Origin of the sequence: Lysobacter auxotrophicus, assembly GCF_027924565.1 — a bacterium.
Lineage (GTDB): Bacteria > Pseudomonadota > Gammaproteobacteria > Xanthomonadales > Xanthomonadaceae > Lysobacter_J > Lysobacter_J auxotrophicus.
Genome location: NZ_AP027041.1, coordinates 2793201 through 2808257 on the forward strand (window position 1 = coordinate 2793201; position 15057 = coordinate 2808257).

A 15057-nucleotide genomic window follows, 5' to 3' on the forward strand; every position below is an offset into this window, starting at 1 on the left:
ACTGATGCGGCTTCCGAAGCCCCTCTCTACACCCCCCGGTGACCGCGTGCAGAAGCGCATCCTGATCGTCGAAGACGAACCCGCCATCCGCGACATGGTGTCCTTCGCCCTGCGCAAGGGCGAATACGAACCCGTCCATGCCGGCGACGCGCGCGAAGCGCAGGCCGCCATCGCCGACCGCGTGCCCGACCTCATCCTGCTCGACTGGATGCTGCCGGGCACCAGCGGCCTGGAACTCGCCCGCCGCTGGCGCAAGGACCAGCTCACGCGCGAGATCCCCATCATCATGCTCACCGCCCGCGGCGAGGAGAACGACCGCGTCGGCGGCCTGGAGGCCGGCGTCGACGATTACGTCGTCAAGCCCTTCTCCGCCCGCGAACTGCTGGCCCGCATCCGCGCCGTGCTGAGGCGTTCGCGTGAGGACGACGAAGACGGCAGCGTCGCCGTCGGCCCGCTGCGCATCGACGGCGCCGCGCACCGCGTGTTCGCCCACGGCGGCGAAGGCGACCAGCCGGTGCAGATCGGCCCGACCGAATACCGCCTGCTCCACTTCTTCATGACCCATCCCGAGCGCGTCTACACGCGCACGCAACTGCTGGACCACGTCTGGGGCGGCAGCGTGTACGTGGAGGAACGCACGGTCGACGTGCACATCCGCCGCCTGCGCAAGACGCTCGAACCCCACCAGCTCGACGGCATGGTGCAGACGGTGCGCGGCGCGGGGTACCGGTTCTCGGCGTCGGTGGAGGCGTGAGCGCCGGGACGGGAGAGGCGGAATTGGAAGCTGCGCACGTGAACAACCGCAGCGGGTGCCGACTAACATCGGGAGGCAGACCCTCCGCTTCGACGATTCCCCGTCCCCGATTCCCGACTCCCGCCTGACCATGCCGCCCCGATCCCACTCCGCCTGGCTGCGCACCCTCGGACAGCTCGCCCTGATCCTCGCGGGCGCGGCCGTGCTGGGGTTGCTGATCGGCTACCCCTGGCCGGTCATCACGATCGCCGCCTTGGGCGTGGTGGCCTGGCACTACTGGCGCCTTCGCAACGTGCTGCTGCGCCTCACCGCGCGCCAGCGGCTGAAGTCGCCGCTGGGCGAAGGCATCTGGAACGAACTCGATCGCCTGCTGCATCGCAGCCAGTCCGAAATGCGCACGCGCAAGAAGCGCCTGATCGACATGCTGCGCGCCTACCGCGCCGCCGCGGCGGCGATGCCCGACGCCATCGTGGTCGTCGAACGCAACAGCCAGCGCATCCAGTGGTTCAATCATTCGGCCAACAGCCTGCTGCAGTTGCGCTATCCGCGCGACATCGGCGCGCCGCTCGCGCAGCGCCTGCAGCCGCTGCAGCTCGCGCACTGGCTGGCGTCCGGCCGCAATGCCGAGACGCTGGAAATCGCCTCGCCGTGGAACCCGGCCGTCACGCTCAGCCTGCGCCTGATCCCCTACTCCGACGACCTGTGGATGCTGGTCGCGCGCGACGTCAGCCGCCTGCTGCAGCTGGAGCAGATGCGCCGCGATTTCGTCGCCAACGTCTCGCACGAACTGCGCACGCCGCTGACGGTGGTGCATGGTTACCTCGACATGCTCGATCCGGACGAGCATCCCGACTGGGCGCCGATGCTCGCCGAGATGCAGCGTCAATCGCAGCGCATGACGCAGCTGGTCGAAGACCTGCTGATGCTTTCGCGACTGGAATCGCAGGACAGCCTGCCGGCCGAGGAAACCGTCGCGATGGCGCCGATGATCGCCACGCTGCGGCGCGAGGCCATGGCGCTGAGCCACGGCCGGCATGACGTGATCGTCGAGGACGCCGCGGGCGTGGACCTGTGGGGTTCCAACAAGGAACTGCACAGCGCGTTCTCCAACCTCGTCAGCAACGCCGTGCGCTACACGCCGGCCGGCGGCACGATCCGCATCCGTTTCCGCCCCGAGGACAAGGGCGCGGTGCTGGAGGTGATCGACAGCGGCTATGGCATCCCCGCTTCGCACCTGCCGCGCATCACCGAGCGCTTCTACCGCGTCTCCACCAGCCGTTCGCGCGAAAGCGGCGGCACGGGGCTCGGGCTGTCCATCGTCAAGCACGTGTTGAACCTGCACCAGGCGCGGCTGGAGATCACCAGCGAAGTCGGTCGCGGCAGCACGTTCTCCTGTCATTTCGGCGCCGATCGCGTGCGCCCGCGCGACGAGTTCGCGTACTCCGAGGTGCTTCCATGAACGCCGCCGCCTTCGACGCCGCCACCGCCGCGCTCGACACCGATCCGCTGCGCGACAGCGAGCTGTACTTCAACCGCGAACTATCCGCGCTGGACTTCAACTTCCGCGTGCTCGCGCAGGCGCAGGACCCGCAGGTGCCGCTGCTCGAACGGCTGCGTTACCTGTGCATCTCCTGCACCAACCTCGACGAATTCTTCGAGATCCGCGCCGGCACGCTGCGCCACGCGCAGGACCTCGGCGTGCCGCCGGGTCCGGACGGCCTCGCGCCGGCGACGGTGCTGGCGCACATCCACGAACGCGCCGCCGACCTGGTGCGTTCGCAGTACGAATGCTGGAACGACGTGCTGCGCCCGGCGCTGTCGGACGCCGGCGTGCGCGTGATGCATCGCGACGGCTGGAGCGAGCAGCAGACGCACTGGCTGCGCGAGTACTTCCGCGACGAAATCATGCCGGTGCTCTCGCCGCTGGGCCTGGACCCGGCGCATCCGTTCCCGAAGATCCTCAACAAGTCGCTGAACATCGTCGTCGTGCTCAAGGGCAAGGACGCGTTCGGCCGCGAAGGCCACCTGGCAATCGTGCGCGCACCGCGCTCGCTGCCGCGCATCATCCAGATCCCGGAAGACGTCTCCGGCGGCAAGCACGATTTCGTGTTCCTGTCCGCCGTGCTGTCCGCATTCGTCGACGAACTCTTCCCCGGCATGCAGGTGAAGGGCGCGTACCAGTTCCGCGTCACGCGCAATTCCGAGCTCATCGTCGACGAGGACGAAGTCGAGAACCTCGCGCTCGCGCTGCGCGACGAACTCGTCGGCCGCGGCTACCTGCGCGCGGTGCGGCTGGAGATCGCCGAGCAGTGCCCCGACGACATCGTGCGCACGCTGCTGGAGAACTTCGACCTCACCGAGAACGCGGTGTACCGCATCAACGGCCCGGTCAACCTCAACCGCGTGATCCAGGTCTACGACCTGGTGCAGCGTCCGGACCTGAAGTTCCTGCCGTTCCAGCCGCGCCAGCTGTCGGGCGTGGAAGCGATGTTCGACAAGATCGCCGAAGGCGACGTGCTGCTGCACCATCCCTTCGACGCGTTCACGCCGGTGCTGGAACTGCTGAAGCAGGCGTCCGAAGACCCGAACGTGCTCGCGATCAAGCAGACGCTGTACCGCACGGGCAAGGAATCGCCGATCGTCGACAGCCTCGTGCAGGCCGCGCGCAACGGCAAGGACGTGACCGTCGTGGTCGAGCTGCGCGCGCGCTTCGACGAGGAAGCCAACCTTGGTCTTGCCGACCGCCTGCAGGACGCCGGCGTGCAGGTCGTGTACGGCGTGGTCGGCTACAAGACGCACGCGAAGATGATGCTCATCGTGCGTCGCGAAGGCCGCAAGCTGCGCCGCTACGTGCACCTGGGCACCGGAAACTACCACAGCGGTACCGCGCGCGTTTACACCGACTTCGGGCTGTTCACCGCCGATCCGGACATCGGCAACGACGTGCACCTGATCTTCCAGCAGCTGTCCGGCCTGGCGCCGACGATCAAGCTCAAGCGCCTGCTGCAATCGCCCTTCACGCTGCACGCGGGCGTGCTCAAGCGCATCGACCGCGAAACCCGCCACGCGAAGGCCGGCAAGCCCGCGCGGATCATCGCCAAGATGAACGCGCTGAACGAGCCGCAGGTCGTGCGCGCGCTGTACATGGCGTCGCAGGCGGGCGTGCAGGTGGACCTGATCGTGCGCGGCGCGTGCACGCTGCGACCGGGGTTGCCGGGCATTTCCGAGAACGTCCGCGTGCGCTCGATCGTCGGGCGCTTCCTGGAACACCATCGCGTGTACTGGTTCGCCAACGATGGCGATCCGGACCTGTTCTGCTCCAGCGCGGACTGGCTCGAACGCAACCTGCTGCGCCGCATCGAGACCGGTTTCCCGATCCTCGCGCCGGAACTGGCGCAGCGCGTGTACGAGGAAGCGCTGGCGAACTACCTCGCCGACAACTGCAGCGCGTGGACGCTGCAGTCCGACGGCAGCTACGTGCGCCTGTCGCCCGCGCCCGGCGACACGCCGCATTCGGCACAGCTGTCGCTGCTCGGCAACGTGGGCGCGTAACCGCATCGCGGCCATGGACCGGTGCGTGAAGGCAAGCCACCCGAAGGCTTATGGACGGCCGCGGGGCCGACCGGGGATCATGTGCGCATGAGCGACGCCTTCCCCACCAGCAAACTGCCGCTCGTCGATGGCGACCTGATGGCCGCCGTCGACCTGGGATCCAACAGTTTCCACATGGTCGTGGCGCGCTACGTGCTGGGCCAGCTGCGCATCGTGGACCGGTTGCGCGAAACCGTGCGCCTGGCCGAAGGCCTGGACCGCAAGGGCGGCCTGTCGCCGGACGTGCGCCAGCGCGCGCTCGAATGCCTGGCCCGCTTCGGCCAGCGCATCCGCGACATCCCGCCGCAACGCGTGCGCGCCATCGCCACCAACACCGTGCGCAGGCTCGCCGTGCCGCAGGCGTTCCTGATGCCCGCCGAGACCGCGCTGGGCCATGCCATCGAAGTGGTCGCCGGCCGAGAGGAGGCGCGCCTGATCTACCTTGGCGTCGCCCACGCGCAGCCCGCGCGGCCGGGCGAGCTGCGCCTGGTGATCGACATCGGCGGCGGTTCCACGGAATGCATCATCGGCTCGGGATTCGAGGCGATCGAACGCGAAAGCCTGCAGCTGGGCTGCATCGCGACCACGCGGCGCTTCTTCGAGAACGGCAAGCTCTCGCGCAAGAAATGGAAGGACGCGCTCACCGAAGTTACCGCCGAGTTCCAGCAGTTCGCCGGCACGTACCGCGCGCTGGGCTGGAACGAAGCACTCGGCGCGTCCGGCACCAACAAGGCCATCGGCGACATCTGCGCGGCGATGAAACTGACCAAGGGCGCGGTGACGTCCGAAGCCCTGCCCGTCCTGCGCGACAAGCTGCTGCAGGCCGACCGCATCGACGCCATCGAACTGCCCGGCCTGTCGTCCGACCGTCGCCCGGTGATCGCCGGCGGCGTGCTGATCCTGGAAGCGGCGTTCGACGCGCTCGGCCTCAAGCGCATGGCCGTGAGCAAGGCCGCGATGCGCGAGGGCGTGCTGTACGACATGCTCGGCCGTGGCGGCGCGGACGATCCGCGCGACGCGTCGGTCGCCGCGTTGATGCAGCGTTACGGCATCGACGACAGCCAGGCCAGCCGCGTCGTCGGCACCGCGTTGCGGCTGTTCGAACAGGTGATGCAGGCCTGGTCGCTGGATGCAGACGACAGCCTGATGCTGCAGCGTGCCGCGCGCCTGCACGAGCTCGGCCTCGCCATCGCGCACAGCCAGTACCACGTGCACGGCGCGTACATCGTCGAGCATTCCGACATCGCCGGTTTCTCGCGCCAGCAGCAGCAGTTCCTCGCCGCACTCGTGCGCACGCACCGGCGCAGCATCCCGAAGACCGCCTTCGACGCATTGCCCGACCGTCTATTGATGTCGGCGCGCCGTCTCGCCGCGCTGCTGCGCCTGGCGGTGCTGCTGCACCGCGCGCACGAAGCCGACCCGATCCCGCAGCTGGACGCGAAGGCCGACGGCAACACGCTGACCCTGTGCGTCTCGCGCCGCTGGGTCGACGCGCGCCCGCTCGTCCGCGCGGACCTGGAAGGCGAGCCGGACGATCTCGCGGGGCTGGGGATCACGCTGAAGCTCGAGTTCGTTTGAGCGCGCGGCGCATGTGAGCGAGAGAAGCGACCCGGGCAACAAAAGCCGCCGTCATCACGGCGAAGGCCGGGACCCAGGCCGTCACGCCATCCGCCTCGTCTCGTCATTCCAGCGAAAGCTGGAACGCATCTTGATTCTGCTTTCAGGGCGCACCGAAGAGGCAACAGCGCAGCCCGGCCATGCATCGGCGGTTCGGCGCCGTCCCTTCGTTACCCCTCACCCCAACCCCTCTCCCGATGGGAGAGGGGCTACACCGGTCGCCACCGCCGGACGATCAACGGCAACCGCGCGTCATCCACTACAAATGCGGCTCCGGCGGCTCCACGTGTTCCGCTACCTGCGCGCGCAACTCCGCCGCGCGCACCAGGACCTTCGGCGGCGTGTGCTCTTCCGGGATCGAGAATATCTTCAAGCGCCGCAGGAACAGCCCCGGGCCGCGCGCCGACGTGAACGCCACGATCGGGATCGACAGCAGCAAACCCAGAATCACCGGCGCCATCCACGCCGCGAGCGACGGCGAGATGAGGTATGCGACGACACCCGCGATCACGCCTAGCAGCGTGACGCCGCCGTAGCTGCGCACCAGGCCCGACAGCGGCAGCGTGCCGTCGTCGCGACGCTGCGCATCCCAGCCAGAATCCTTGCCGGCCAGCACTTCGGCGACGCCGCGCGACTGCACGTACATCGTCACCGGCGCCATCAGCGCGGCCAGCAGCGTTTCCAGCAGCATGCTCAGGAACGAACGCACGATGCCGCCGCAACCGCGCCGCGTTTCGCGGTCGAAGAACAGCGTGAGCCAGCCCATGAATTTCGGCGCCAGCAGCACCGACATCGTCAGGATGAACACCCACAGGAAGCGCTCGGGATCCTGCTCGCGCCAGTAGGCCGACGGCGAGAACCCCGGCAGCGAGAACGTATCCGTCCCCAGCCCCGCTTTCACCAGCGGAATCGCGAGGCCGACCAGCATCAGCATCGCCCACATCGGCGAGGTGAAGTAATGGCCGATGCCCATCATCAGGTGCCAGCGGCTGACCCAGTGCAGGCCCTTCGCCGGCAACACGGCGCCGTGCTGCAGGTTGCCCTGGCACCAGCGGCGGTCGCGCACGAGCATGTCGGTGAGCGACGGCGGGCCTTCTTCGTAGCTGCCGCCGAGGCCGGGCACCATGTGCAGCGCCCAGCCGCCGCGACGCATCAGCGCCGCTTCGACGAAATCGTGGCTCAGCACGGTGCCGCGGAACGGCCTGGGCCCGCGCAATTCCGGCAACCCGCCCTCGTCGGCGAACGCGCGCGTGCGGATGATCGCGTTGTGGCCCCAGTAATTGCTTTCCGCGCCGTGCCACCACGCGATGCCGTGCGCGATCACCGGCCCGTACACGCGCCCGGCGAACTGCTGCATGCGCGCGAAGAGCGTGTTGCCGTTGACGATCATCGGCAGCGTCTGCACCAGCGCGACGTCGGGGTTTCGTTCCATCGCCCCGACCAGGCGCACGATCGTGTCGCCGGTCATCAGGCTGTCGGCGTCCAGGATCAGCATCTGCGGATACGCGCCGCCGAAACGACGCACCCATTCGGCGACGTTGCCCGCCTTGCGTTCGCGGTTGTCCTTGCGGTGCCGGTAGAACAGGTTCGCGTGAGCGCCGGTGCGATCGCGCAGCGCACGGAACGCGCGCTCCTCGTGCGCCTGGATCGCCGGCTTCGTCGTGTCGCTGAGCACGTAGAAGTCGAAGCGGTCCATGCGCCCGGTCGCCTGCAGCGATTCGAAGATCGCCTGCAGACCCGCAAGCAGGCGCTCGGGATCCTCGTTGTAGGTCGGCATCAGCAACGCCGTGCGCGTCGCGAGTTCCGGCAGGGGCGTGGCGGAATCCAGCCCGAGCCGCGCGCGATGCCGCCCGATGATCAGCACGAACCCCGCGAGCGCGCCCACGAACGCCTGCGCGATCCACGCGAACAAGCCGACGAACAGCAGCAACAGGACGCCTTCGAGCACGTCGATGCCGCCGCCGCGCAGCACCCACCAGATCTGGTAGGTCGCGATCAACGTCAGCAGCGCGGCGCCGCCGATGACGGCCAGGCGCCGCAGGGCCATCCCGCGCGGCGTGGTCGGCAGTTGCCCGTTGCGCAGCGTGCCGGCACGCAGCGTCTGCACCGGCATGTCGAGCGGGGATTCGGGCGGAAGCAGCGGCGCCGCATCGCCCATCGGAAGGTTCGCCATCGGTGCGCGGACTTCCGTCACAGCGTCCACCGGTACAACCACGTTTCGGTGAGCGGGCCGCGATCGTCGCCGAGCACCGCACGCAGTTCGATGCTGCGCTCGCTGCCGGGCACGAGTTCGAAGCCCAGTCGCCAGCCGCCGGCGCCCGGATTCGGATGCGCGGTGACGTTGGCGATACGGCCCTTCGACGCGGACACGTCGGCCTTCACCTTCGCGCCATCGCCCAGGCCGTCCAGGCGCCCGCCATCGAAATCGATCACCACCAGCCGCGCCTTGCCCGCGTTCTCGCCGAAGGTCAGCCCGCCGATGCGCGTGCGCGTGACCGTCGCCAGTTCCGGCTTCCAGCTGTGCTGGTCGCACCAGTGCATGCGGTAGTCGAAGCGATGCTCCCGACCGGCCGCCAGCGGCTGCTTCGGCCGCCAGAACGCGACGATGTTGTCGTGGAATTCGTCGGCCGTCGGCAGTTCGAACAGATGCACCGCGCCTTCGCCCCACTCGCCCTGCGGCTCGATCCACAGGCTGGGGCGCTTCTCGTAATGCGCCTCGCTGTCGGCGTAGTCGGCAAATGCGCGCTTGCGCTGCATCAGGCCGAAACCGCGCGGGTTGGTGTCCTCGAAGCCGCTTTCCTGCACCGTCGAGGGATTCGACAGCGGCCGCCAGATCTGCTCGCCGCGGCCATTGACCATGCCCAGGCCGTCGGAGTCGTGCACCGCGGGGCGGTAATCGTCGATGCCGACGCGGTCGTTGGAATCGAACTGGAACATGCTCGTCAGCGGCGCGATGCCGACCTGGTCGAGCGCCACGCGCGGGAACAGGCGCGCGGAGGCATCGAACACCGTCGTGACGCCGGGCGTGATCGTGAAGCGGTAGGCGCCGGCGACGCTGGGGCTGTCGAGCAGCGCGTGCACGGTGATCTGCTTCGCGCCGTTCGCCGGACGCTCCAGCCAGAACGCGCGGAACACCGGGAACTCCTCGTTCGGACCGCCCGTCTTCAGCGCCAGTCCACGCGCGGACAGCCCGTACGCCTGCCCTTTCGCGACGGCGCGGAAGTAGCTGGCGCCGAGGAACGCGGCGATCTCGTCGAAGTATTCGGGCCGGTTGATCGGTGCGTGCAGGCGGAAGCCGGCATAGCCCAGGTCGGTTTCGGTCGGCGCCTTGACGCCCTGGAAGGTGAACTGCGAGGGCTTGTAGACCACCGGCGTGGCCTTGCCGTCGGCCACCTGGTAGATGTCCACGCGGTCGCGGAAGAAAAAGCCGCGGTGGAAGAACTGCGCCTGGAACGGCAGGCCTTCGGCGCGCCACAGCGCCTGCGCGGGGTTGAAGCGGATGCTGCGGTATTCGTCGTAGCCGATGCGCTCCAGGGAGGCCGGCAGTTGCTTGTTCTGCGGGACGAATGGCTTCGCGGCGAGGGTCTGCGCCATCTTCGCGACGGACTCCGTATCGAACGCGGACGGCGCGCCAGCGGGCGCCCATGCGCGTGCGGGCGCGCTCCCCAACAACTCCCAGACGGGCCAGGACAGGCCGGCCAGCAACACTTCGCGTCGGTGCACGCGCTCTCCTCGGGGGAATGTCAAAGCGGTTAATTCTAGGCAGGGATTTGTTAATCCGAGCGCCTGCGCGCTTCGGCGACACGGGCCTTTCACGCGCGTCACAACGGGTAACCGTTTTCAGTCGCGGTTTTTGCCGATGCACGTCATCGCCGCGTCATGCCGCTGCCATCGCCGGTTCACCGCGCACGGCCACGATTGCGCAACGGGCTTGCTCAGGCCGGGGACCGGCGCATGCGCTACGCGATCGTCAGCGAAACCTACCCGCCGGAGATCAACGGCGTCGCCCTCACCGTGCAGGGACTGGAACAGGGCCTGCGCTCGCGGGGGCACGACGTCCAGCTCGTGCGGCCGCGGCAGTCGGCCCACGACACGGCGCAGGCGCACGAAGTGCTGGTGCGCGGCGCACCGCTGCCGCGCTACCCCGGCCTGCGGCTGGGCCTGCCGGCGACCTCGCGATTGATCGGCCAATGGCGCCTAGCGCGACCCGATGCGGTCTACGTGGCGACCGAAGGCCCGCTCGGCTGGTCGGCGCTGCGTGCGGCGCGGCGGCTGGGCATTCCGGCGGCGAGCGGTTTCCACACGCGCTTCGACGAGTACATGCGCGACTACGGGCTGCCCTTCCTCACCGGCGCGGCGCTGGGCTGGATGCGCCGCTTCCACAACCGGGCCGATGCCACGCTGGTGCCGACCCGCGAACTGATGGACTTCCTGCAGGCGCAGCGTTTCCAGAATGTCGTGCGCCTTCCGCGCGCGGTCGACACGACGCTGTTCGACCCGCGCCGTCGCGACGAGGCGCTGCGTGCGCAGTGGGGCGTGGGTGAACGCACGCTGCTGGCGATCTACGTGGGCCGCATCGCCGCCGAGAAGAACCTCGACCTTGCGGTGCGCGCGTTCCGGCGGATCCAGGACGTGCGCACGGACGCGCGCTTCGTGTGGGTCGGCGACGGCCCGGCGCGCGCGAAGCTCGAACACGACAACCCCGACTTCCTCTTCTGCGGCGTGCAGCGTGGCGAAGCCCTCGCGCGGCATTTCGCATGCGGCGACCTGTTCGTCTTCCCGAGCCTGAGCGAGACCTTCGGCAACGTGACGCTGGAAGCGCTCGCCAGCGGCGTGCCGACGGTCGCGTTCGATTACGGCGCCGCGCGCGAGTTCCTGCGCGACGGTGTGCACGGTGCGGCGATCGCCCCGAACGACGAAGCCGGCTTCATCGCGCAATGCGTGCGCATCGCGGCCGACGACGACCTGCGCGAATCGATGCGCGGCGCGGCGCGGCAGGCCGTCGCGGCGTTGCGTCCGGACCAGGTGAGCAGCGATTTCGACGGGCTGCTCCAGCAACTGATCGAGGCGCGCCGTGATGGCGCGGCCGGCACCCTCGCGACCACGGCCGAACGGGAGGCGTCATGAACCGTCCTTCGTTGCAGAAGCGTTTGATCGCCGGGGACTCCGGCTGGTGCCTGCGCGCGAACCGCGTGTGCGAGCGCGGCGGCTCGCGGTCGTACTTCGCGGCGGTGAGCCGGCTGGGCGACGGCGTGTTCTGGTACGTGCTGATGGGCGTGCTGGTCGTCGCGGACGGCCTCGACGGCCTCGCGGCCTCGGCGCACCTGGCGGCGACGGGCGCGATCGCGCTGACCCTCTACAAACTTCTCAAGCGCTGGACACGCCGCCCGCGCCCGTTCGCCTCGGACCGCCGCATCCACGCGTGGGTCGCGCCGCTGGACGAGTTCTCGTTCCCGTCGGGCCACACGCTGCACGCGGTGGCCTTCAGCCTCGTCGGGATCGCGCACTACCCGGTATTGGCGTGGGTGCTGGTGCCGTTCACCGCGAGCGTGGCGGCGTCGCGCGTGGTGCTCGGCCTGCATTACCCGAGCGACGTGTTGGCGGCGACGGTGATCGGGACGGGGTTGGCGGGCGTTTCGTTGTGGCTGGTGCCGGGGGTTTCGTTGTTCTGATGGGAACGTGAAAGGCCGAACAAGAGCAACAGCAACAACAGCAGCCACAACCACCTGCTGTTGTAGCCCGGGTAAGCGCAGCGCACCCGGGTTGGAAAGGTGGTCGCGTCCCCGGGTGCGCTTCGCTTACCCGGGCTACAAAAGCCCGCGCTTGCTGTTGTTTGCCGATGCGGGAGTGCCATGCGTTACCCGCCTGGGTCCCGGCTTTTGCCGGGATGACCGTGACACGCGCACAAGTAGACATCACGCGCACAAGGAATAAAGCACCCCTACGCCGCCGCCCGTACCACCTTGGCCCTCGCCACGCTCGGGAAATACTGCGCTGCCCAGTCGCGATCGTTCGACACCTGCGCATGCGCGCGACTCGCCTCCAGCGCGCCGAAATCCAGCGTCGCCACTGCCCAGTGCTGGTCGCCGCGGGTCTGCACGACCATGCCGTCGTGCGGCAGGCCGACGTCCATCGGCGCGATCAACGCCGCCTCGCCGGTGTTGACGTCCAGCGCCGGGCTCCACGGCGCTTCGCCGGCCGTGACCGACTGCGCGACGAAACACCGGTTCTCCAGCGCGCGCGCCAGGCAACCGACGCGCACGCGCGTCGCGCCGGCCTCGGTGTCGGTGCAACTCGGGACGATCAGCAAGCGCGCGCCGGCTTCGCACTGCGCGCGCACCGGCAGCGGGAATTCGCTGTCGTAGCAGACCGCGATCGCGCTGCGCACGCCCTGCGTCTCGAAGACCTTCAGTTCATCGCCCGATTCGATCACGCCGGTGTTCTTCTCGAAACCCGTCAGCCGCAGCTTGTCCTGCCACACGTGCGCGCCGTCGGGGCCGAACGCGTAACTGCGGTTGCGATACCGCCCTCGTCCGGTGTCGAGCAGGAAGGTGCCGGCGACCACGTGCATCGCGCGTTCGCGCGCGAGCTGCGAGAACAGCTCGACGAACGCGCCGTGATGCGCCTGCGTCGCCGCAAGCGAGGCATGCAGGTCGGCGCTGACGGAGCGGTCGAACGTCGCCGACAGCTCCAGCGACAGGTACTCCGGCAGTACCGCGACCTGTGCGCCCAGCGCCTTCGCCTCGTCCAGCCACTGTGCCTGCTTGCGCGCGAAGGCGTCGAAATCCGCCGGCGCGTCGATCGTGTACTTGGCGACGGCCACCTTCAGCGCGGCCGCGCGTTCGTTCGTGATGCTCATCGGGTTCGCTCCAGGGGTCGAAGCCAGAACGTGAGGGTGTGGTCGGTTTCGCCGTCCTGTCCGATCTCGCGCCACGGCAGGCGTGCGCGAAGGTCCGGGCGCGGACGGTAACCGCGCTTGTTCCAGAAGGCGTCGTTGCCGCGATGGAACGCCGGCCGGCGCGGATGGGTCGGCTCGCGATCCACCGCGCAGAACGCGGTCCAGCCGTAGTCGCCGTAGTGGCGCGCGTGCGCCTCGCGTTCGTCGAAGAACCGGTGCCCGATGCCCTTGCCGCGATACGCCGGCAGCAGCACCGATTCGCCGCAATAGAACACGTCGGTCACCGGGATCGAGGTATGCGTGAACGGCTCGGTGAATTCCTCCGATTCGTCCGCCAGCGGCAGGCCGGTGGACGCGCCGACGACGAGATCGCCGTCGAAGGCGAGCACCGCCACGCTGCGCGGCGAGCGCAGGTACGTGGTGAGGTACTGCGCTTCGTAGTCCTCGTCGCCGTCGTACAGGTACGGCCAGTCGCGGAACACCGCGATGCGCAGCGCAGCCAGGTGCCCGAGCCAGGGTTCGATCGCCATTCCGTTGAAGCAGCGGATCTGGATCGGGCGTTCGGTAACGGCGGGTTTGACGTCCATGACATACATGTTAGGGCCCCTGGCTGCGGCGCGGACTCGCGGTGACGAGAATGTCGAATCGGGCATGACGAAGGCGGCCGCGAAGCTCCTTACTTCGCGGCCGCGTCCATTCAGGCCTGACGCATCGCCGGGCGCGCACCGGCCACCTGGTACCAGTCGACCTTGCGGGTCACCACCATCACCGTGGCCAGCACGAGGAACAGAAGGCCGGCGCCGAGCACGAGCGCGTTGTCTTCCGACACGAGCAGGCCGTACAGCGCGGCGTACAGCGTCGCGAGCATCGCGGCGAAGCCCAGGCCGCGCGCGGTGCTGCGCAGGACCGCCGTCAGGTAGAAGCCCAGCAGCCCGATGCACGCCAGGCTCGCGGCGAGGTACGCGTACAGGAAGCGGATGTGCTCGCTCAGGCTCACCAGCAGCAGGAAGAAGATCGCCAGCGCCAGGCCCACCAGGCCGTACTGGATCGGGTGGATCGGCAGCTGCTTGATCAATTCGAACAGGAAGAAGCCGACGAAGGTCAGCACGACGAACAGCAGGCCGTATTTGGTGGCGCGATCGGCCTGGGTGTAGATGTCGACCGGATCGATGAGCGACACGCTGACGCCTTCCTCGCGCGCAAGTTCCGCAAGGCCGGTACCGGCGAGGAACTTGCCCTGCGCGTTGCTCGCGACGGAGGCGATGTCCCAGTCGGCACGGAAACCGCGCGCGTCGGCGTCCTGTCGCGGCGAGGTACCGGAGAAGCTCGGGTGCGGCCAGCTCGAATCCAGCGCAAAGCGGTTCTTGCGGCCCAGCGGCACGAGCGAGAGCGTTTCGGTGCCGCCGAGCACGACGTCCAGTTCGGTGGACAGCTCCAGCGTCTGCCCCGGCTGCGGCGCATCCAGGCGCACGTGCAGGCCGGAACCTTCGCGCGCGCCCTGCCCTTCCAGCAGCGCAACGTCGCGTCCGTTGACGCGCAGCACGGGCGTGGAGCGCAAACCGCGTACGTCGGCGATGCCATAGCTCAGCCAGGGCTGGCCGATCTGCCGCGCGGCGGGGTCGCCTTCGTTGGGGATCACCGCGTTGAAGCGCGCGGTCGCCTTGCCCTTCCACTCATACACGCGCACCTCGTGCAGGCCGCGCTTGCGCGTGTCGGGCGCGAGCGTGCCGCGCACGTCCAGCGTCGTCGGGAAGAACACCCACTGCGAGGTCTTCGCGCGGCGCACCTTGCGAACCACGTTGAACTGGTCCGCCTCCTCGACCTCGACTTCCTCGGTGTACGGCACCACCAGCACCGGCCCGGCGAACGACTGCGCGCCGGCGTAACTGCGCGCGATGTCGTTGACCGCCTGCTGCCGGTACATCTGCCGATCGTTGATGACGCCGCGGATCATCGCGAGCGCGATGAGGATGGCAATGGTCATCGCCAGCACGAATCCGATTTTCAGGAACAACCGCATGGTCCAGCTCCGTGGATTGAGACGGAGCAAAGCTTCGGCGCGGTGCGTGGGGGGACGATGGCGGATCGGTGAAGCGAGGGTGAAGTGGCTTGGAGCGATGCGTTCGCTCTTGTAGCCCGGGTAAGCGCAGCGCACCCGGGGGATGAGGTCTCGGAGTTGACGCCCGGGCACGCCTTC

Annotated in this window: 11 protein-coding genes; 6 read left to right on the plus strand and 5 right to left on the minus strand. The window is 68.7% G+C overall.

All coding sequences use genetic code 11. The features are described 5' to 3' along the window. Positions 1-46: 46 nt before the first annotated feature. From phoB to ppx, 4 genes are all read left to right on the plus strand, one after another. Positions 47-754 carry a phosphate regulon transcriptional regulator PhoB gene (gene phoB, locus LA521A_RS12615; RefSeq protein WP_281779230.1) on the plus strand — a complete coding sequence of 236 codons (708 nt, stop codon included), beginning with the start codon at positions 47-49 and terminating at the stop codon, positions 752-754. A 130-nt stretch (positions 755-884) separates the two neighbouring features. Beyond that, the gene (gene phoR / locus LA521A_RS12620; RefSeq protein ID WP_281779231.1) at positions 885-2213 is read left to right on the plus strand and encodes a phosphate regulon sensor histidine kinase PhoR; all 1329 of its coding nucleotides are present in this window, start codon (positions 885-887) and stop codon (positions 2211-2213) included. Beyond that, positions 2210-4306 (plus strand): polyphosphate kinase 1, encoded by a 2097-nt coding sequence (gene ppk1 / locus LA521A_RS12625; RefSeq protein ID WP_281779232.1) that lies wholly within the window; start codon positions 2210-2212, stop codon positions 4304-4306. Before phoR ends, ppk1 begins: the two co-directional genes overlap by 4 nt. A gap of 87 nt (positions 4307-4393) precedes the next feature. Beyond that, the gene (gene ppx / locus LA521A_RS12630; RefSeq protein WP_281779233.1) at positions 4394-5923 is read left to right on the plus strand and encodes an exopolyphosphatase; all 1530 of its coding nucleotides are present in this window, start codon (positions 4394-4396) and stop codon (positions 5921-5923) included. Between the two features lie 298 nt (positions 5924-6221). Here ppx and mdoH read toward each other — a convergent pair whose 3' ends face one another. Beyond that, a complete protein-coding gene (mdoH, locus tag LA521A_RS12635; protein WP_281779234.1) occupies positions 6222-8135 on the minus strand; it encodes a glucans biosynthesis glucosyltransferase MdoH in 1914 nt (637 codons plus the stop codon). 17 nt (positions 8136-8152) lie between these two features. Next, complete coding sequence (locus tag LA521A_RS12640; RefSeq protein WP_281779235.1) at positions 8153-9685, minus strand: OpgD/OpgG family glucan biosynthesis protein; 1533 nt, start codon at positions 9683-9685, stop codon at positions 8153-8155. 231 nt (positions 9686-9916) lie between these two features. On the opposite strand from LA521A_RS12640, the gene LA521A_RS12645 reads away from it, so the two are divergent. Both LA521A_RS12645 and LA521A_RS12650 read left to right on the plus strand, forming a co-directional pair. Continuing rightward, positions 9917-11089 carry a glycosyltransferase family 4 protein gene (locus tag LA521A_RS12645; RefSeq protein ID WP_281779236.1) on the plus strand — a complete coding sequence of 391 codons (1173 nt, stop codon included), beginning with the start codon at positions 9917-9919 and terminating at the stop codon, positions 11087-11089. Further along, positions 11086-11634 (plus strand): phosphatase PAP2 family protein, encoded by a 549-nt coding sequence (locus tag LA521A_RS12650; RefSeq protein WP_281779237.1) that lies wholly within the window; start codon positions 11086-11088, stop codon positions 11632-11634. Before LA521A_RS12645 ends, LA521A_RS12650 begins: the two co-directional genes overlap by 4 nt. Positions 11635-11903: 269 nt before the next feature. On the opposite strand, the gene LA521A_RS12655 is transcribed toward LA521A_RS12650, so the two are convergent. From LA521A_RS12655 to creD, 3 genes are all read right to left on the minus strand, one after another. Further along, entirely contained in the window at positions 11904-12791 is an 888-nt protein-coding gene (locus tag LA521A_RS12655) for a carbon-nitrogen hydrolase family protein (protein WP_281782091.1), read from the minus strand. 26 nt (positions 12792-12817) lie between these two features. Beyond that, positions 12818-13447 (minus strand): GNAT family N-acetyltransferase, encoded by a 630-nt coding sequence (locus tag LA521A_RS12660; RefSeq protein WP_425494515.1) that lies wholly within the window; start codon positions 13445-13447, stop codon positions 12818-12820. 110 nt (positions 13448-13557) lie between these two features. Continuing rightward, positions 13558-14880, minus strand: coding sequence for a cell envelope integrity protein CreD (gene creD / locus LA521A_RS12665; RefSeq protein WP_281779238.1), 1323 nt, complete (start codon positions 14878-14880; stop codon positions 13558-13560). Between the last annotated feature and the right edge of the window lie 177 nt (positions 14881-15057).